This is a genomic window from Pseudomonas sp. NPDC089743 (assembly GCF_044748785.1).
In the GTDB taxonomy this organism is placed as follows: Bacteria; Pseudomonadota; Gammaproteobacteria; order Pseudomonadales; family Pseudomonadaceae; genus Aquipseudomonas; species Aquipseudomonas putida_X.
The window spans coordinates 296,868-315,663 of the sequence record NZ_JBIVGS010000006.1; the positions used below are offsets into that span (position 1 = coordinate 296,868).

The following is an 18,796-nucleotide window of genomic DNA, read 5'->3' on the forward strand; positions in this document are numbered from 1 at the left end:
CAGCTTCCACCAGGGCCGCGCAGTTCTTGAGGCCTGCGCAGTACCTGTGGAGCTGGCTTGCCAGCGATGGGCTGCGTAGCAGCCCTGCTAGCGAAACTGGCGCAAAGCGCCCCCGACACCCTCAGATCAAGGTCTCGATCCGCAGGCTGTTGGTCGAGCCCGGCTTGCCGAACGGCACACCGGCAGTGATCAGCAAGGTGTCACCACGGCTTGCCATACCTTGCGCCTGGGCGATTTCCAGTGCGGTGGTGACCACTTCATCCACCTGGCGCAAACGGTCATTGACCACCGAGTGCACGCCCCAGGTCACGCTCAGGCGGCGGGCGGTGACCAGGTTCGGCGTCAGGTTGAGGATCGGCGCCCGTGGCCGCTCGCGTGCGGCGCGCAGGGTCGAGGCGCCCGACTCGCTGTAGTTGACCAGCACCGCCACCGGCAGGATGCCGCTGATGCGGCGGATCGCGCAGCTGATGGCGTCCGACACCGTAGCTTCAGCCTTGGGCCGGCCAACGTCGAGCTGGGCCTGGTAGTCCGGGCCGTTCTCCACCTGGCGGATGATCTTGCTCATCATCTGCACCGCTTCCAGTGGGTAATCACCCGAGGCGGTCTCAGCCGACAGCATCACCGCATCGGCGCCCTCGGCCACGGCATTGGCCACGTCGGTGACTTCGGCGCGGGTCGGGGCCGGCGAGAAACGCATGGATTCGAGCATCTGCGTGGCCACCACCACCGGTTTACCCAGCTGACGGCAGGTGCCGATGATGCGTTTCTGGATTTGCGGCACGCTTTCGGCCGGCACTTCCACGCCTAGGTCACCGCGGGCCACCATGATCGCGTCTGCCAGTTCGGCGATGGCTTGCAGCTGTTCGACTGCCGATGGCTTCTCGATCTTGGCCATCAAGTAGGCGCGATCGCCAATCAGCTGGCGTGCTTCGACGATGTCCTCAGGGCGCTGCACGAACGACAGGGCCACCCAGTCCACGCCCAGTTCCAGGCCAAAGGCCAGGTCGCGGCGGTCCTTTTCAGTCAGCGGGGAGAGGTCGAGTACTGCTTGCGGTACGTTGACGCCCTTGCGGTCGGACAGCTCGCCACCGTTGAGCACTTCAGTGTCGATGGCGTCGTCGTGCTTGGCGGTGACGCGCAGGCGCAGCTTGCCGTCGTCCAGCAACAGGTCCATGCCGGGCTCAAGGGCTGCGATGATTTCAGGGTGTGGCAGGTTGACCCGGCGGCTGTCGCCCGGGGTCTTGTCCAGGTCCAGGCGCAGGGCCTGGCCGCGTTGCAATTGCACCTTGCCCTCGGCGAAGCGGCCCACGCGCAGCTTCGGCCCCTGCAGGTCCATGAGGATACCCAGCGGGTAGTTCAGTTGCTGCTCGACTTCACGGATCCACTGGTAACGCAGGGCGTGGTCGGCGTGTTCGCCGTGGCTGAAGTTGAGGCGGAAGATGTTCACCCCGGCTTCCACCAGCTGGCGGATGTCGTCGATGCCGCTGATCGCAGGGCCCAGGGTGGCGAGGATTTTGACTTTCTTATCAGGCGTCATGATTGTGCAGTCTCAAGGATCAGGATGGCGCGGAAGTCGTTGACGTTGGTGCGGGTAGGCTCTGTGACGATCAGCGCATCGAGTGCCGCGAAATAGCCGTAGCCGTTGTTGTTGTCCAGCTCGTCGCTGGCCGACAGGCCCAGTGCCTCGGCGCGGGCGAAGCTGTCTGGCGTCATGAAGGCGCCGGCGTTTTCTTCCGAGCCGTCGATGCCGTCGGTGTCACCGGCCAGGGCATACACGCCCGGCAGGCCCTTGAGGCTTTCGGTGAGGCTGAGCAGGAACTCGGCATTGCGCCCGCCACGGCCATTACCGCGTACGGTGACAGTGGTTTCTCCGCCAGAAAGGATCACACAGGGCGCCTTCAGCGGCTGCCCGTGCTGGACGATCTGCCGGGTGATACCCGCGTGCACCTTGGCCACTTCGCGTGACTCGCCTTCCAGGTCGCCGAGGATCAGCGGGCTGAAGCCGGCCTGGCGGGCTTGTACTGCAGCGGCTTCAAGCGATTGCTGGGGTTTGGCGATCAGCTGGAAGTGGCTGCGGGCCAGGGCCGGGTCATCGGCCTTGACGGTTTCCGAGGCAGGGTCGTTGAGCCAGTCGATGACCGCTTTGGGTGCTTCGATGTTGTAGCGCTTGAGGATCGCCAGGGCATCGGCCGAGGTGCTTGGATCGGCCACGGTAGGGCCGGAAGCGATGACCGTGGCCAGGTCGCCAGGGACATCGGAGATTGCATAGGTGTAGACCGTGGCGGGCCAGCAAGCCTTGGCCAGGCGGCCGCCCTTGATCGCCGAGAGATGCTTGCGCACGCAGTTCATCTCGCCGATGGTGGCGCCGGATTTGAGCAGCGCCTTGTTGATGTGTTGCTTGTCGGCCAGGGTCAGGCCTTCGGCTGGCAGCGCCAGCAGGGCAGAACCACCGCCAGAGAGCAGGAAGATGACACGGTCGTCTTCGTTCAGGTTGCTGACCAGCTCCAGCACGCGTTTGGCCACAGCCAGGCCAGCGGCGTCGGGGACCGGGTGGGCGGCTTCGACCACTTCGATCTTCTGGCAGTTGGCGCCGTGGCCGTAACGTGTGACAACCAGCCCGGACACTTCGCCCTGCCAGCTCTTCTCGACCACTTCGGCCATGGCTGCAGCGGCTTTGCCGGCGCCGATGACGATGACCCGGCCGCTACGGTCGGCGGGCAGGTAGGGTTCGAGGACTTGACGGGGGTGGGCGGCAGCGATGGCTGTGTCGAACAGGTCGCGGAGAAGTTTTTGCGGATCGACCGACATGGCAGGCTCCCAATTATTGTTGTTCTGCAGAATCGAAAACGCCCCTGGAACTGCCTCCGTGCAGGCCGAACCAGGGGCGGTCCCCAGAGCTGCAAGCTTCAAGCTACAAGCCACAAGTAAAAGCAGACCTGCTTTTGCTTGCCGCTCGAGGCTTACAGCTTGAAGCTTATTTCTCGCCGCGGATCGAGAAGTTGGCCATGTGTTCCAGGCCTTTGATCAGCGCCGAGTGGTCCCAGTTGCCGCCGCCCAGTGCCACGCAGGTGCTGAACACTTGCTGGGCATTGGAGGTGTTGGGCAGGTTGATGCCCAGTTCCTTGGCGCCTTGCAGGGCCAGGTTCAGGTCCTTCTGGTGCAGGTTGATGCGGAAGCCTGGGTCGAAGGTGCCTTTGATCATGCGCTCGGCGTGCACTTCGAGGATTTTCGACGAGGCGAAACCGCCCATCAGTGCTTCACGCACCTTGGCTGGGTCCGCGCCGTTCTTGGCGGCGAACAGCAGGGCTTCACTGACGGCCTGGATATTCAGGGCGACGATGATCTGGTTGGCGACCTTGGCCGTCTGGCCGTCGCCATTGCCGCCGACGCGGGTGATGTTCTTGCCCATGGCCTCGAACAGCGGCAGGGCGCGCTCGAAGGCTTTCGGGCAGCCACCGACCATGATGCTCAGGGTCGCGGCCTTGGCACCGACCTCACCACCGGACACCGGGGCGTCCAGGTAGGCGGCACCGGTGGCCTTGATCTTCTCGGCAAAGGCCTTGGTGGCGGTCGGCGAGATCGAGCTCATGTCGATCACGACCTTGTTCGGGCCCACGCCTTCGGCGACGCCGTTCTGGTCGAACAGGACACTTTCGACCTGCGGGGTATCCGGCACCATGACGATGATGAACTCGGCTTCCTGGGCAACCTCTTTCGGGTTGGCCAGCGCCACGGCGCCAGCGGCGATCAGGTCAGCCGGTGCGGGCTCGTGGTGGGTGGAAACGAAAATGCTGTGACCTGCTTTTTGCAGGTTCTGAGCCATGGGCTTGCCCATGATGCCGGTGCCGAGGAATCCGATTTTAGCCATGAGAAATTACCTCTTTCATTGTTATGTGAGCAGGCGACCCGGGCCCGCCAGGAGTGGCCGGGTGTCGCGAAAGGGGCGCGCAGCGGCCCCTCGGTCTCAGTGGCGCAGGAACCTGCCGGGGCTGATCTGCAGCCCACAGGTTCTGCGAGCGTTCTTAGAGTGCGTTATGGGTTTTCAGCCAGCCCAGGCCCGCTTCGGTGGTGGTCAGCGGCTTGTACTCCGCGCCTACCCAGCCTTGGTAACCGATGCGGTCCAGGTGCTCGAACAGGAAGCGATAGTTGATCTCGCCGGTGCCCGGCTCGTTGCGGCCCGGGTTGTCGGCCAGCTGGATGTGGTTGATCAGGTTCAGGTTCGCCTGCATGGTGCGAGCCAGGTCACCTTCCATGATCTGCATGTGGTAGATGTCGTACTGCAGGAACAGGTTGTCGCTGCCCACTTCGGCCTGGATTTCCAGGGCCTGTTGGGTGGTGTTCAGGTAGAAGCCTGGGATGTCGCGGGTGTTGATCATTTCCATGACCAGGCGAATGCCAGCGGCTTTGAGCTTGTCGGCGGCGAATTTCAGGTTGTCGACGAATGTCTTGCGCACGTCGGCGCACTGCAGGCCTTGCGGGCGAATGCCGGCCAGGCAGTTGACCTGGGTGTTGCCCAGTACCTTGGCGTATTCGATGGCCTTGTCGACACCCGCGCGGAATTCTTCCACGCGGTCGGGGTGGCAGGCGATTCCGCGCTCACCTTTGCCCCAATCACCGGCCGGCAGGTTGAACAGCACCTGGGTCAGGCCGTGGGCGTCGAGCTGCTGCTTGATGTCGGCAGCGCTGAAGTCGTAGGGAAAGAGGTATTCGACGCCGCTGAAACCAGCATCGGCGGCAGCCTTGAAGCGGGCCAGGAAGTCCTGTTCGGTGAACAGCATGGACAGGTTGGCAGCGAAGCGAGGCATGATGTGTCTCCTTGCGATGAAGGCCCCCGGCGCCCTCGGTCAGGGCGCAGCGCGGGGGCGTCAGGCGATCAGTCCAGCATCGAGATGGCGGTTGGCGCGTCGTTGCCGACCAGGGCCAGGTCTTCGAACTCGTTGACCGCGTTGATCTCGGTGCCCATGGAAATGTTGGTCACGCGCTCGAGGATCACTTCCACCACGACCGGTACCCGGAACTCTTCGGCCATCTTCTGAGCCTTGAGCAGGGCCGGGGCAATTTCACCTGGCTCGAATACCCGGATGGCCTTGCAACCCAAGCCTTCGACCACGGCGACGTGATCGACACCATAGGTGGCGGCGTCGGTGGAGTTGATGTTCTCGAACGCCAGTTGTACACAGTAATCCATGTCGAAGCCACGCTGCGCCTGACGGATCAGGCCCAGGTAGGCGTTGTTCACCAGCACGTGTACGTACGGCAGGTTGAACTGCGCGCCCACGGCCAGCTCTTCGATCATGAATTGGAAGTCATAGTCGCCCGACAGTGCCACGACCTTGCGTTTCGGGTCGGCTTTGACCACGCCCAGTGCCGCCGGGATGGTCCAGCCGAGCGGGCCGGCCTGGCCACAGTTGATCCAGTGGCGTGGCTTGTACACGTGCAGGAACTGCGCGCCGGCAATCTGCGACAGGCCAATGGTGCTGACGTAGCAGGTGTCCTTGCCGAACACCTGGTTCATCTCTTCGTAAACGCGCTGCGGCTTGACCGGCACGTTGTCGAAGTGGGTCTTGCGCTGCAGGCTCGCCTTACGCTGCTGGCAGTCTTCCAGCCAGGCCTTGCGGCACTGCAGCTTACCGGCGGCTTTCCACTCGCGGGCTACTTCGATGAACACGTCCAGCGCCAGGCCGGCGTCGGAGACGATACCCAGGTCCGGGGTGAACACGCGGCCGATCTGGGTGGGCTCGATGTCGACGTGGACGAACTTGCGGCCTTCGGTATAGACGTCAACGGAACCGGTATGGCGGTTGGCCCAACGGTTGCCGATGCCGAACACCAGGTCGGACTTGAGCAGGGTGGCGTTACCGTAGCGGTGCGAGGTCTGCAGGCCGACCATGCCAACCATCTGGGCGTGGTCGTCCGGGATGGTGCCCCAACCCATGAGGGTAGGGATCACGGGCACGCCGGTCAGTTCGGCGAACTCTACCAGCTTGTCGCTGGCGTCGGCGTTGATGATGCCGCCACCGGCCACCAGCAGTGGGCGCTCGGCGTCGTTGAGCAGCGCCAGGGCTTTTTCAGCCTGCACGCGGGTGGCGCACGGCTTGTTGACGGCCAGCGGCTCGTAGGCGTCGATGTCGAATTCGATTTCGGCCATCTGCACGTCGAACGGCAAATCGATCAGCACCGGGCCTGGGCGGCCAGTGCGCATTTCGTAGAAGGCTTTCTGGAAGGCATAAGGCACTTGGCCTGGCTCCAGCACAGTGGTCGCCCACTTGGTGACGGGCTTGACAATGCTGGTGATGTCGACTGCCTGGAAGTCTTCCTTGTGCAGGCGGGCACGTGGCGCCTGGCCGGTGATGCACAGAATCGGGATGGAGTCGGCCGACGCGCTGTACAGGCCGGTGACCATATCGGTGCCGGCGGGGCCCGAGGTGCCGATGCACACGCCGATGTTGCCTGGGTTGGCGCGGGTGTAGCCCTCGGCCATGTGCGAGGCGCCTTCAACGTGACGAGCGAGGACGTGATCGATGCCACCGACTTTTTTCAGGGCCGAGTACAACGGGTTGATGGCAGCCCCTGGGATGCCGAACGCGGTATCTACACCTTCACGGCGCATGACCAGAACGGCTGCATCGATTGCTCTCATTTTGCTCATGGGTTGTGCCTCATCGATTTTGTAATTGTATACAACTTGCTTTGTGCCAGAGTGTATTCACGGCTGGCGGTTTAGGTCAATGGGTTTTCATCGGGGGAGGTTGCTTTCGTCCGAGCGCCCATGAAAACGGCGATTTGCGTCACCGCATACGATCGTTTCAATTTATTGTATACAAAAACAATCTTACTTGTGTTCTATTTGATGGATCGTTTTCCAAATGCCTACGGGCTTCTCACAACAAGAAGAGGACCTTTCCATGAACGCTTTGAACCTGAAAGTCGCTGTCAGCCTGGTGAACGCGGCGCTGGCGGCGGGCCGCAAGATCAATGCTGCGCCGTTGACGGTGGTGGTGCTGGATGCCGGTGGGCATGTGCTGGCGCTGCAGCGCGAAGATGGCGCCAGCCTGATTCGTCCTGGGGTGGCCACGGGCAAGGCCTGGGGTGCGATTGCCTTGGGCAAGGGTTCGCGCTTGCTGGCGCTGGATGCGCAGCAGCGGCCGGCGTTTTTTGCCGCGTTGAATGGTGTGGGTGAGCGGCCGGTGGTGCCGGCGCCAGGTGGCGTGCTGATCCGTGATCAGGATGGCAAGGTGCTGGGTGCGGTAGGGATCAGCGGCGATACGTCGGATATCGACGAGCAGTGTGCGATCAGTGCGATCGAAGAGGTGGGGTTGACGGCGGATGCCGGGGTAGCTGCCTGAATTTCTGTTGGCTGTACCGGCCTCATCGCCGGCAAGCCGGCTCCCACAGGTACTCCACGATCTGTTAACTGTGGTGTATCTGTGGCAGCAACCGTCTTGCCCAATTTGTTAAAGCCGGCGCAATCCATGTGGGAGCCGGCTTGCCGGCGATAGGGCTGCAGAGCAGCCCCTTGCGCCCTATCAGGCTGCCTCGGGCTCGCAGCCTTTGAGCACCAGCCGGATGATGGTCTCGGCTGCTGCTTCGTAATCACTGTCAGCCAACTTGGCCTTGCCGGTGATCACTGAAATCTGCCAATCGAAATCGGCATAGGTCTGAGTCGCTGCCCAGATGCTGAACATCAGGTGGTGCGCGTCGACCTTGGCAATCTGCCCGCGCTCGATCCAGCGCTCGATGCACTCGATGTTGTGGCGGGCCTGCTCGTTGAGCTGTTCTACCTGGTTGGGCGAGAGGTGCGGTGCACCGTGCATGATCTCGCTGGCGAACACCTTCGAAGCATGGGGCAGGTCGCGCGAAATGCGAATCTTCGAGCGGATGTAGGCACTGAGCACTTCTTTGGGGTCGCCGTCGGCATTGAACGGCGTGGAGGCCTGCATGATCGGCGCGATGATGCTCTCCAGGACCTCGCGGTAGAGGTTGTCCTTGGACTTGAAGTAGTAATACACGTTCGGCTTGGGCAGGCCGGCCTTGGCCGCGATATCGCTGGTCTTGGTGGCAGCGAAGCCCTTGTCGGCGAATTCCTCGCTGGCCGCGCGCAGGATCAGTTCCTTGTTGCGCTCGCGAATGGTGCTCATGGTCAGGGATCTTCCTCGTGTCTGGCCACCTCTAAGAGGGATCGAGCATGGTAGCACCGGGCTCGATGGGGGCTCAAGGCAGCGACTTTGGGCTAGACTGCGGCCCATTCATTTCACGGGAAACAGGCAGACATGGCAGGAAGCAGTTTACTGGTACTGATCGACGACATTGCCACGGTACTCGACGACGTCTCGCTGATGACCAAGGTCGCGGCGAAGAAAACCGCAGGTGTGCTGGGCGACGACCTGGCACTCAACGCGCAGCAGGTCACGGGTGTGCGCGCCGAGCGCGAGATCCCGGTGGTGTGGGCGGTGGCCAAAGGCTCGTTTGTCAATAAGGCGATCCTGGTGCCGGCGGCGCTGCTGATCAGCGCGTTCATTCCATGGGCGGTGACTCCGCTGCTGATGATCGGCGGCGCATACCTGTGTTTCGAAGGCTTCGAAAAGCTGGCGCACAAGTTCTTGCACAGCAAGGAAGAGGATGCTGCCGAGCACAGTGCGCGTAGCGAGGCCGTTGCCGATACCAATGTCGACCTGGTGGCGTTCGAGAAGAGCAAGATCAAAGGGGCGGTGCGCACCGACTTCATTCTCTCGGCAGAAATCATCGCCATCACCTTGGGCACCGTGGCCGATGCGCCGCTGACTCAGCAGATCATCGTGCTGTCGGGTATTGCGATCGTCATGACCGTGGGTGTCTATGGGTTGGTGGGCGGTATCGTCAAGCTCGATGACCTGGGCTTGTGGATGACTCACAAGGCCTCGAAAGCGGCCCAGGTGGTGGGCAACGGCATTCTGCGGGCGGCGCCCTACATGATGAAGAGCCTGTCGGTGATCGGGACTGCGGCAATGTTCCTGGTCGGTGGCGGGATTCTGGTACACGGTGTTGCGCCATTGCATCATGCCATCGAGGCCTTCAGCGAAGGGCGGGGCGGGGCGCTTACTGGCGCGTTGCTCAATGGTGGGGTGGGGATTGTGGCGGGTGCCGTTGTGCTCGCTGTCGTGGCGCTGGCGAGCAAGTTGTGGCGGGCGGTGAAGCCTGCCACCTGATGTGCCGGGCCGGGGCTAAGCCCCGGATCGCCGGCAAGCCGGCCCACCTTGTCCCCGCCTGTCTCAGGCGCGGCGCCATTTCTGTGGGACCGGCTTGCCGGCGCTGGGCTGCAGCGCAGCCCGCGGTCAGAAGTGGACCTTGACCAGGAAGCTTGCCGTGTTCTGGTCGGTGGTGAACCCGTCGGAATCCTTGATCCCGTACTTGTTCTTCCAGTAGTCGTACTCAAAGCCTACGTACAACTGCTTCTCACCCAGGTGCAACGCCTTGCCCAGGTCATATTTGACCTGAGGGTTGAAGTGCAGGTTGGCCTGGTAGGTGCCGCGGCGGTTCTCGTCGTTGTCGACCACCCAGTCCATGAAACCGTCGATGAGGATGTCGGAGGAGCCCACAGGAATGGTGTACGACCAAACCGGCGTGATCTGCCAGACATTGTCACCGGCCCGGCTGCCGTCGGTGGTGCGCTGGTAGAAGTTCAGCTGGAAGTAGTCGAAGCCTGGGATGTCCAGGTCGAAGCCAGGGCCGATCAGGTAGGACTCGGTATCACCCTCGCCGAACTCGTAGGTCATTGCCAGCAGCACGTCCTTGACCGGGCCGAACGCCAGCTTCTGGTCGAAGATCTTGCCGAACGACAGGCGTGGGCTGATCTCACCGTAGTAGGTGTTATCGCCGTTACCCGAGTCCTTCTTGCCGTTGTAGAAGATCTTGTCGACGAAGATGAAGTTGTCGCCGTACTTCCAGCCATCGGCGTGCTCGAACGTGACGGTTTGCTGGATCGCTGGGTTGACCTTGAAGTTCTTGCCCCACAGGTAGGTCAGGCTGTTGTTCTGCCACTGCAGCAGGTCATCGGCGTAGGTGGTGCCGCAGGCCAGCAGGCCGCCCGCGAGAATCAGGCTATTGATGGTACGCATTGCGAGTGTCGCTCCCTTGATTGGTCTGTTGTCAGCGCTCGGTATTGGCGCTTTTTTGTCTTTTGAGTCAGCTTTTTTCGATTGGCCACAGTTGTTTGGCAAGAGCTGCGCCAACTTTCCGGATTGGCTACAACCTGCCTGCTCGACTCGTTCTGAACGGCTGAAAATGGGTATTTCCGGCTGGCAACACGTTGGCCAACCGCCCGAATTCATTGACTGAGCGGTCAGTAAACGCGGGCAGAATCCCTCCTGCCCTGTTCGAGGGGGCGCGCAGATTACTGGCTTGCGCGCCTGGCCTCAAGTGCTCCTTCCTGGAGCAGTGTGTATCAAACTTGGGCGTTTGATCAGGTTTTCAGAAATGGACCTTGATCAGCGCGCTGGCGACACTCTGGTTGCTCTGAAGATTGCCGCGGCTGTCGATGCCGTACTTGTCCTTCCAGTAGCTGTACTCAAAGCCCACATACAGCTGTTTGGCGCCCAGGTTGAGGGCCTTGCCCAGGTCGTATTTGACCTGGGGGTTGAAGTGCAGGTTGGCGTGATAGGTGCCGCGGCGGTTCTGGTCGTTGTCGGGCACCCAGTCCATGTAGCCGTCGATCAGAATGTCCGACCTGCCCACGGGAATGGTGTAGGACCAACCGGGGGTGATTTGCCACACGTCGTCGCCAGGGCGGCCGCCTTCGGTGTTGCGCAGGTAGAAATTGAGGGTGAAATAATTGAAGCCGGGAATGTTCAGGTCAAAGCCCGGGCCGATCAGGTAGGCCTCGTTGTCACCTTCACCACGCTCGTAGGTCATGGCCAACAGCACGTCCTTGATCGGGCCGAAAGCGAGCTTCTGGTCGAAGATCTTGCCGAACGACAGGCGCGGGCTGAACTCACCGTAATAGGTGGTCACGCCTTTGCTGGCATCGGGCTTGCCGTTGTAGAAGATCTTGTCGACAAACAGGAAGGTGTCGCCGTACTTCCATTTGTTGGCGTGCTCGAACGTGATGGTCTGCTGGATGTCTGGGTTGACCTTGAAGTCCTTGCCATACAGATAGGTCAGGCTTTCGCCGTGCCACAGCAGCCATTCGCCTGCATGCGAGGGGAGGGTGGCCAGCAGACTGCTGCCCAGCAACAGGGTTGATGCGATGCGCTTCATGTTGTGATTCCCGGACTTATTGTTTTTGTTGGCGGATTGTTCGGCGCGCAGGCGCCCCGGGCGGCCCATTCCGGCGGGCCGACGGTGTGGCAGTTGCAACGGATAGGCGCGGGGCGACGCAGGCGCCGCCCCGCTTGGCTCAATGCTGGTGACAGGCGTCGTTGTGCGCTGCGCGGTCGGCACCACCGAGGATGTTGAACAGCACGTTCAGCACCAAGGCGCTGACCGTGGCCATGGCGATACCACTGTGGGTGATCGGTTCCATCCACTGCGGCATCTGGGCGAAGAACTCCGGACGCACCACCGGGATCAGGCCGAAGCCGACGCTGACCGCAACCAGCAGTTGATTGCGACGGTCGCCGATGTCTGCCTCCTGAAGGATCTTGATCCCGGTGGCGGTGACCATGCCGAACATGGCAATGGACGCACCACCCAGTACTGCAGGCGGGATCGAGGCGATCAGGTAAGCCGCCTTGGGCAGCAGGCTGAGCAGGATCAGCAACGCGCCGGCGACCACGGTGACATAGCGGCAGCGTACGCCGGTCATCTGCACCAGGCCGATGTTCTGGGCGAACGAGGAGTGGGTGAAGGTGTTGAAGAACCCGGCGATGAACGACGCGCCGGCATCGCACAGCAGGCCGCGGCGCAGCATCCCTGGCGTGACTTCACGATCGGTCACCTTGCCCAGGGCGAGGAACATGCCCGTGGACTCGACGAAGATGATCACCACCACAAGGCACATCGACAGGATCGGCGCCAGGCTGAAGGTCGGCATGCCGAAGTGCAGTGGCGTTACCACTTGCAGCCACGGTGCCTGGCTCAGGCCGGACAGGTCGACCATGCCGATGGAGCCGGCCAGGATGTAACCCAGGCCCATGCCTACCAGCACCGACACGTTGACCCAGAAGCCGCGCATGAAGCGGTTGATCAGCAGGATCACGGCCAGCACCAGGCCCGCGACCATCAGGTAGATCGGCGAGCCGAAGGCTTGTGCCTCATGGCCGCCACCGGCCCAGTTGACTGCGACCGGGAACAGCGAGAGCCCGATCGAGGTGATCACGGTACCTGTGACCAGCGGCGGGAAGAAGCGTACGACCTTGGACATGAACGGGGCAATGAGCATGCCGAAGAACCCGGCGGCGATGGTCGCACCGAATATCCCCTGCAGGCCAACGCCAGGCATGCCGGCCATGGCCACCATGCTACCGACGGCAGCGAAACTGGCCCCCATCATCACTGGCATGCGGATCCCCACCGGGCCGATACCGAACGACTGGATGATGGTGGCGACGCCGGCGACCAGCAGGTCGGCGTTGATCAGGAAAGCGACTTCTTCACGGGACAATCCGGCCGCCTGGCCGATGATCAAAGGCACGGCAATCGCGCCTCCGTACATCAGCAGAACGTGTTGCAGGCCTACCAGGATCAGTTGGAACAGGGGCAGAGGTTCTCGCGGTGGCGCCACAGGAATGTACGCCTTGCGTGACTCGGACATGCAGCACCTCGAGTTTTGTTTTTATTCTCGGATCCAAGCGGCAAGCCCCAGGCGGCAAGCTTCAGGAAGAAGCTTGGTGATCCGCGTGGAGCCTGACGCTCGATGCTTGCTTGTTACCTACGACTTACAGCTTGAGGCTTGAAGCGTGCGGCTTCGATCAGTTGACCTGGGCGCCTTTGGCGATCCAGTCACCGACGAGCTTGCGCTCTTCGACGGTCATCTGGGTGATGTTGCCCAGCGGCATGATCTGGCTGGCGACCGCTTGCGCCTGAATGCGCGCGGCCTGAGCCTGGATCTGCTGCGGGGTGTCGAACATCACGCCACCAGGGGCGGTGCTGAACAGCGGGCTGGTCGGTTTCGACGAGTGGCACACGGTGCAGCGTTCCTGGATGACCGTGTGGATCTTGTCGAAGGCGCCGCCGCCGGCCTGAGCAGTCGCCTGAGCTGGGGCTTGAGCCGGTGCGGCAGGGGCTTCGGCCGCCTTGGCAGCGTCCTCGGCGCGCTGCTCGGCAGCGGTCTTGCCACCCACTGCAGTCGCGGGCAGCGGCTGGTACTCGATCTTCGCCGCGGCCTGCTCTGGGTCAACGGCCATCGGTTTCGGGCCGGTGACGTAAGCCAGGCAGATCATCGCCAGGGCACCGGCTGGCAGGGTCCAGGCGTACTTGTTGCTGTCGTGGCGGGTGTTGAAGTAGTGGCGGATCAGTACCGCAGCTACCGCAATGCCGGCCAGGATCAGCCAGTTGTACTGGCTACCGTAGGTGCTCGGGAAGTGGTTGCTGATCATGATGAACAGCACCGGCAGGGTGAAGTAGTTGTTGTGACGCGAACGCAGCAGGCCTTTGGCCGGCAGGCGCGGGTCGGGGGTGGTGTTGTTCTCGATCGCAGCCACCAGCTGGCGCTGGGCCGGCATGATGATGCGGAACACGTTACCGACCATGATGGTGCCGATGATCGCACCCGTGTGCAGGTACGCGCCACGGCCGCTGAACACCAGGCTGAAGCCCCAGCAGGCGGCGATGATCAGGACGAACAGCACGGCGCCAAGCAGTGCCGGGCGTTTGCCCAGTGGCGAATCGCAGAGCAGGTCGTAGATGAACCAGCCGGCCACCAGCGAACCGATACCGATGGCCACACCCTCGGCACCGCTCAGGGTGCTGCCAGGGGCCAGCAGGTACAGGGTCGGGTTCCAGTAGAACACCACGCACAGCAGGGCGATACCAGACATCCAGGTGAAGTAGGCTTCCCATTTGAACCAGTGCAGGTTCTCGGGCATTTTCGGCGGCGCCAGCTTGTACTTCTCAAGGTGGTAGATACCACCGCCGTGGATGGCCCAAAGGTCACCCGACAGCCCGTCACGCGGATTGCTCCGGTTCAGGTTGTTTTCCAGCCAGACGAAGTAGAACGATGCACCGATCCAGGCCACGCCGGTGATCATGTGAACCCAGCGAATGCTCAGGTTCAGCCATTCGTGAAGGTGTGCTTCCACAGTATGTACCTCTGCCGATCACCGAACGATGATCGACCTTTTCTTATTGGTGGGGATTGAGGATCAGCATCTGTTCCTCGGTGAAGTAATGCTCATCGCAGTTGTTGCCGGAACCACTGCGATCAACCACCAGGAAATCATCCCGCTTTTCGATCGTAAGCACCGGGTGGTGCCAAACGCCGCGATGGTAATTGACGCCCTGCCTGCCATTACTACGGAAGGCACGGACCAAGCCTGATACAGGTGCATCGCCAACGGGCGCGACCACGATCAGAAAGGGGTTGCCGAGCAGCGGGATGAAAGCCTGGCTGCCCAGCGGATGGCGTTCCAGCATGCGCACGGTCAGCGGCATGTCCAGCGCGTCGGCGCGGAAGATGCTGATGATCGCTTTGTCTTCAGGCTCGGCGGTCTCGACCGTGGCGAGCTTGTGGAAGCGCATGGTCGAGCCGTTGTTGATCATGAAGTGGTCACTGCCGTCGGTTTCGATCACGTCACCGAAGGGGGCGAAGGCTTCTTTGGTCAGGGGCTCGATCATCAGGGTGCGCATGCGGTTATCTCTTCTATGTTCGTTGTTCTGGATAAAGCTGTGACGTTGCCGCGCCGGTTACAGCTGCAGCAGACGGAACAGGGCGATCAGGTTGATCTGCGCCAGGGCTTCCTTGAATTCGGCATCGCTGTCGTTGTGGATGCGTTTTTCGAAAGCGGCGAGGATCTGGTGCCGGTTGCTGCCCTTGACGGCCATGATGAACGGGAACTGGAACTTGGCCTTGTAGGCATCGTTCAGCTCGGTGAACCGGGCGAACTCTTCGGCGGTGCACTGGTGGATACCGGCGCCGGCCTGTTCGTTGGTGCTCGATTCGGTCAGCTCGCCCTGGATGGCGGCCTTGCCGGCCAGGTCCGGGTGAGCGTTGATCAGCGCCAACTGGTCGGCGTGGTTGGCACTGAGCAGGATGTCGCTCATGCGCTGGTGCAGCGCTTCGATCTCGTTCAGTTCCTCCAGCTGGCCCAGGTCGTAGGCTTTTTCGGCGACCCACGGCGAATGCTCGTAGATGTCGGCGAAGACCTTGACGAAGGTGTCACGGTCCAGGGTCGATGGCTTGAGGGTCTTGAAGGCGGTCATCAGGCGTTCTCTTTCTTGTACGGGTGGGTGGTGTGCCAGTGGCGGGCGATGTCCGCGCGACGGGCGAACCAGACCTGGTCATGGCTCTTGGCGTAGTCGACGAAACGCTTGAGCGCGGCCAGGCGCGCCGGGCGGCCGACCAGCCGGCAGTGCAGGCCGATGGACAGCATTTTCGGGGCTTCGGCGCCTTCGGCGTACAGCACATCGAAGGCGTCCTTGAGGTACTGGAAGAACTGCTCGCCGCAGTTGAAGCCCTGTACCTGGGTGAAGCGCATGTCATTGGTGTCCAGGGTGTAAGGGATCACCAGGTGCGGCTTGCCGGTCGGGTTGTTGGGTTCCCAGTAGGGCAGGTCGTCATCGTAGGTATCGCTGTCGTAGAGGAAGCCACCTTCCTCCATGACCAGGCGACGGGTATTGGGGCCGGTGCGGCCGGTGTACCAGCCAACCGGGCGCTCGCCGGTCAGTTCGGTGAGGATGCGGATGGCCTCGAGCATGTGCTCGCGCTCCTGGGCTTCATCCATGTTCTGGTAGTCGATCCAGCGGTAGCCGTGGCTGCAGATCTCGTGGCCGGCCTCGACCATGGCGCGGATCACGTCCGGGTGGCGCTGGGCGGCCATGGCCACGGCGAACACGGTCAGCGGTACACCGCTGTCCTTGAACAGCTTGAGCAGGCGCCATACGCCGGCACGGCTGCCGTATTCGTACAGCGACTCCATGCTCATGTTGCGCTGGCCCTGCAGTGGCTGGGCCGCGACCATTTCGGACAGGAAGGCTTCAGACTCTTTGTCGCCGTGCAGGATGTTGCGCTCGCCACCTTCTTCGTAGTTCAGGACGAAAGACAGCGCGATGCGAGCATTGCCCGGCCATTGCGGGTGAGGTGGGTTGTTGCCGTAACCGATCAGGTCGCGAGGGTAGTCAGCGCTCACTGCAGTCTTCCTTCTTGTGCGTTAGTGCGGGGTGTGGGCGGGCCGCGTCGGGATGTCGCACCACCGGATGGGCTGATTGTATACAACTTCTGAAATCATTTGTAAGCCTGTTTTTCCGCATTTCTTCCCATTTGTCGCCTGAGAATCTGTTGCAAGAAACCTGCCTGATTGGTCAGTTAATCAGATTGGCAACGGCACAGCGCTTGATTTTGCGACTATTGACCCGTTTGACCGGGCCTTGGCGGAAGGGCTCAAAAAATTGTGTACAATCTTTCGATGAAATGTCTTAATAACGCTATTCCCGCCCGTCGCAGGTTGTTTGCCGTGCGGATGGCTGTGTATTTTTTGCCCACAGATTGAACAAGAGGCGACAAGCAATGGGACGTTTGACTACACACGTACTGGATGCAGCTCACGGTTGCCCGGGCAGCGCGATCAAGGTCGAGCTGTACCGTGTCGAAGGCCAGCAGCTTGAGCTGGTCAACACCGCCCTGACCAACAGTGACGGCCGCGTGGACGCGCCGCTGCTGCAGGGTGACGATTACCGCACTGGCGTTTACCAGCTGCAGTTCAGTGCTGGCGCCTACTACCGTGCTCGCGGCGTACAACTGCCGGAGCCGGCGTTTCTGGATGTTGTCGTGCTGCGCTTTGGCATCGACGAGAAGCAGGAGCACTACCATGTGCCGCTGCTGATCTCGCCGTATAGCTATTCGACCTATCGTGGGAGCTAGTTGGTCGCTAGAAGAATCTTCGTAGGTCCTTGGCCCGCTCTCACACTGGCGGGCTTTTTTTCGTCTGCTGTTTTGTGTTTTCCCCTGCGCCCTCATCGCCGGCAAGCCGGCTCCCACCTGGATTGCGCCGACTTTTAGAAACGGGTAAGACCGTTGCTACCACAGGTAAAGCGCAGGCCTGAAGAACAGCGCGGTCGGGGTGGGAGCCGGCTTGCCGGCGATGGGCTGCGCAGCAGCCCCCTTAGCGGGCCTGTAATAGCCCGAGCGCGCTCGGCGGGGCCCGCGAGCATCTGGGTCCGCTTTGCGGCCGATCGCCGGCAAGCCGACAGCACAAAAAGGGCGCCGAAGCGCCCTGATCTGGTGCATGTGTCAATTCAGAGGAACACGAACTTGGCAATGAAGATCGCGCACAGCACCCACAGGCTGGCCGAGATCTCTTTGTACTTGCCAGTACCGGCCTTCAGCGCCACGTAGGTGATGAAACCCAGGGCAATACCGTCTGCGACCGAGAAGGTCAGCGGCATCATGATCACCGTGACGATCGCCGGAATGCTGTCGGTGGCTTCATCCCAATGGATGTGCGCCATGCTGCCCATCATCAGCATGGCCACGTAAATCAGCGCACCTGCAGTCGCGTAGGCTGGAATCATCCCGGCCAGCGGTGCGAAGAACATCGCCGCCACGAACAACAGGCCAACCACCACCGCGGTCAGGCCAGTACGGCCGCCTGCGGCAACGCCCGCGGCACTTTCCACATAGCTGGTTACCGGTGGCACGCCAACCACGGCACCGAACACGCTGGACGCGCTGTCCGCCTTCAAAGCCTTCGACAGGCCTTCGATGCGGCCGTCCGGCGCCACCAGGTTGGCCCGCTGGGCGACGCCCATCAAGGTACCGGCGGTGTCGAACATGTGCACGAAGAGGAACGCCAGCACCACGCTGATCATGCTCACGTTGAACACGCCGGCCACGTCCATGGCCATCCAGGTGGGTGCCAGGCTCGGCGGCATCGACATCACCCCGCCAAACTTCACCAGGCCCAGGCCCCAGCCGGCCAGGGTGACGCCGATGATGCTGATCAGGATGGCGCCGAACACGCGCTTGTAGCTGAGGATTGCAATCGACAGGAAGCACAGTGCCGCCAGCAAAGGGCCAGGCTCATGCAGCGAACCCAGCTTGATCAGCGTGGCGGGGCTGTCGACGATGATGCCTGCGGTCTTCAGGCCGATCAGCCCGAGAAACAATCCGACGCCGGCCCCCATGGCATGGCGCAGGCTGACCGGAATACTGTTCAGCAACCATTCGCGCACTTTCGACAAGGTCAGGAACATGAACAGCACGCCCGAGACGAACACCGCGCCCAGAGCCGTTTCCCAGTTGTAGCCCATGGTGCCGACCACGGTGTAGGTGAAGAAGGCGTTGAGCCCCATGCCTGGCGCCAGCCCCACTGGCCAGTTGGCATAAAGGCCCATCAGCAGGCAGCCCAGGGCCGCAGCGATGCAGGTGGCAACGAAGGCTGCGCCGTGATCGATGCCGGCGTCAGCCATGATGTTCGGGTTGACGAAGATGATGTACGCCATGGTGATGAAGGTGGTCACCCCGGCGATCATTTCGGTTTTGACAGTACTGCCGTGTTGCTTGAGTTTGAAAATCCGCTCCAGCCAGCTCGTTTCGAGCGGTGGAGCGAGATCCAGCGTAGGTGCGTCGGATTTGCGGCTTTCCACAGCGATACTCCTCAAGTCTTTCTTGTTGTTCTTGGAGCCAGTGACCTGCGCAATGCACTTGGCGGCTCCGCGAGGGATGGCA

Annotated in this window: 17 protein-coding genes; 3 read left to right on the top strand and 14 right to left on the bottom strand. The window is 61.9% G+C overall.

Annotated features, from left to right (window positions below):
- Positions 1 to 121: 121 nt before the first annotated feature.
- The 5 genes from pyk to gcl all read right to left on the bottom strand — a co-directional run bounded on the left by pyk (position 122) and on the right by gcl (position 6,649).
- On the bottom strand, positions 122 to 1,537 hold the full coding sequence (pyk, locus tag ACIPZC_RS14070) for a pyruvate kinase (protein ID WP_241804530.1): 1,416 nt from the start codon (positions 1,535 to 1,537) through the stop codon (positions 122 to 124).
- On the bottom strand, positions 1,534 to 2,808 hold the full coding sequence (locus ACIPZC_RS14075; protein WP_267817628.1) for a glycerate kinase: 1,275 nt from the start codon (positions 2,806 to 2,808) through the stop codon (positions 1,534 to 1,536). Before ACIPZC_RS14075 ends, pyk begins: the two co-directional genes overlap by 4 nt.
- A gap of 166 nt (positions 2,809 to 2,974) precedes the next feature.
- The gene (locus ACIPZC_RS14080; RefSeq protein ID WP_241804528.1) at positions 2,975 to 3,868 is read right to left on the bottom strand and encodes a 2-hydroxy-3-oxopropionate reductase; all 894 of its coding nucleotides are present in this window, start codon (positions 3,866 to 3,868) and stop codon (positions 2,975 to 2,977) included.
- A gap of 154 nt (positions 3,869 to 4,022) precedes the next feature.
- On the bottom strand, positions 4,023 to 4,805 hold the full coding sequence (hyi, locus tag ACIPZC_RS14085; protein WP_267817624.1) for a hydroxypyruvate isomerase: 783 nt from the start codon (positions 4,803 to 4,805) through the stop codon (positions 4,023 to 4,025).
- A 68-nt stretch (positions 4,806 to 4,873) separates the two neighbouring features.
- Positions 4,874 to 6,649 carry a glyoxylate carboligase gene (gcl, locus tag ACIPZC_RS14090; RefSeq protein WP_241804526.1) on the bottom strand — a complete coding sequence of 592 codons (1,776 nt, stop codon included), beginning with the start codon at positions 6,647 to 6,649 and terminating at the stop codon, positions 4,874 to 4,876.
- A 256-nt stretch (positions 6,650 to 6,905) separates the two neighbouring features.
- On the opposite strand from gcl, the gene ACIPZC_RS14095 reads away from it, so the two are divergent.
- Positions 6,906 to 7,346, top strand: a complete 441-nt coding sequence (locus ACIPZC_RS14095; protein WP_241804525.1) for a heme-binding protein — start codon at positions 6,906 to 6,908, stop codon at positions 7,344 to 7,346.
- Positions 7,347 to 7,526: 180 nt separating this feature from the next.
- Here the strand turns inward: ACIPZC_RS14095 and ACIPZC_RS14100 are convergent, their stop codons facing one another.
- Positions 7,527 to 8,138 carry a TetR/AcrR family transcriptional regulator gene (locus ACIPZC_RS14100; protein WP_039604598.1) on the bottom strand — a complete coding sequence of 204 codons (612 nt, stop codon included), beginning with the start codon at positions 8,136 to 8,138 and terminating at the stop codon, positions 7,527 to 7,529.
- A 132-nt stretch (positions 8,139 to 8,270) separates the two neighbouring features.
- On the opposite strand from ACIPZC_RS14100, the gene ACIPZC_RS14105 reads away from it, so the two are divergent.
- Complete coding sequence (locus ACIPZC_RS14105; protein ID WP_400627554.1) at positions 8,271 to 9,185, top strand: DUF808 domain-containing protein; 915 nt, start codon at positions 8,271 to 8,273, stop codon at positions 9,183 to 9,185.
- A gap of 126 nt (positions 9,186 to 9,311) precedes the next feature.
- Here the strand turns inward: ACIPZC_RS14105 and ACIPZC_RS14110 are convergent, their stop codons facing one another.
- The 7 genes from ACIPZC_RS14110 to puuE all read right to left on the bottom strand — a co-directional run bounded on the left by ACIPZC_RS14110 (position 9,312) and on the right by puuE (position 16,259).
- Complete coding sequence (locus ACIPZC_RS14110) at positions 9,312 to 10,094, bottom strand: outer membrane protein OmpK (RefSeq protein ID WP_012315450.1); 783 nt, start codon at positions 10,092 to 10,094, stop codon at positions 9,312 to 9,314.
- A 352-nt stretch (positions 10,095 to 10,446) separates the two neighbouring features.
- The gene (locus ACIPZC_RS14115) at positions 10,447 to 11,232 is read right to left on the bottom strand and encodes an outer membrane protein OmpK (RefSeq protein ID WP_267817614.1); all 786 of its coding nucleotides are present in this window, start codon (positions 11,230 to 11,232) and stop codon (positions 10,447 to 10,449) included.
- Positions 11,233 to 11,371: 139 nt separating this feature from the next.
- Complete coding sequence (locus ACIPZC_RS14120) at positions 11,372 to 12,727, bottom strand: nucleobase:cation symporter-2 family protein (protein ID WP_241804521.1); 1,356 nt, start codon at positions 12,725 to 12,727, stop codon at positions 11,372 to 11,374.
- Between the two features lie 157 nt (positions 12,728 to 12,884).
- Complete coding sequence (locus ACIPZC_RS14125; protein WP_349976138.1) at positions 12,885 to 14,213, bottom strand: urate hydroxylase PuuD; 1,329 nt, start codon at positions 14,211 to 14,213, stop codon at positions 12,885 to 12,887.
- 43 nt (positions 14,214 to 14,256) lie between these two features.
- Positions 14,257 to 14,760 (bottom strand): ureidoglycolate lyase, encoded by a 504-nt coding sequence (locus ACIPZC_RS14130; RefSeq protein ID WP_012315446.1) that lies wholly within the window; start codon positions 14,758 to 14,760, stop codon positions 14,257 to 14,259.
- A 57-nt stretch (positions 14,761 to 14,817) separates the two neighbouring features.
- Positions 14,818 to 15,333 carry a 2-oxo-4-hydroxy-4-carboxy-5-ureidoimidazoline decarboxylase gene (gene uraD / locus ACIPZC_RS14135; RefSeq protein ID WP_241804519.1) on the bottom strand — a complete coding sequence of 172 codons (516 nt, stop codon included), beginning with the start codon at positions 15,331 to 15,333 and terminating at the stop codon, positions 14,818 to 14,820.
- Positions 15,333 to 16,259 carry an allantoinase PuuE gene (gene puuE, locus ACIPZC_RS14140; protein WP_027592956.1) on the bottom strand — a complete coding sequence of 309 codons (927 nt, stop codon included), beginning with the start codon at positions 16,257 to 16,259 and terminating at the stop codon, positions 15,333 to 15,335. Before puuE ends, uraD begins: the two co-directional genes overlap by 1 nt.
- 377 nt (positions 16,260 to 16,636) lie before the next feature.
- Here puuE and uraH point away from each other — a divergent pair, with 377 nt between their 5' ends.
- Positions 16,637 to 16,990, top strand: coding sequence for a hydroxyisourate hydrolase (gene uraH, locus ACIPZC_RS14145; RefSeq protein ID WP_012315443.1), 354 nt, complete (start codon positions 16,637 to 16,639; stop codon positions 16,988 to 16,990).
- A 374-nt stretch (positions 16,991 to 17,364) separates the two neighbouring features.
- Here uraH and ACIPZC_RS14150 read toward each other — a convergent pair whose 3' ends face one another.
- Positions 17,365 to 18,714 carry an NCS2 family permease gene (locus ACIPZC_RS14150; RefSeq protein WP_372490345.1) on the bottom strand — a complete coding sequence of 450 codons (1,350 nt, stop codon included), beginning with the start codon at positions 18,712 to 18,714 and terminating at the stop codon, positions 17,365 to 17,367.
- Between the last annotated feature and the right edge of the window lie 82 nt (positions 18,715 to 18,796).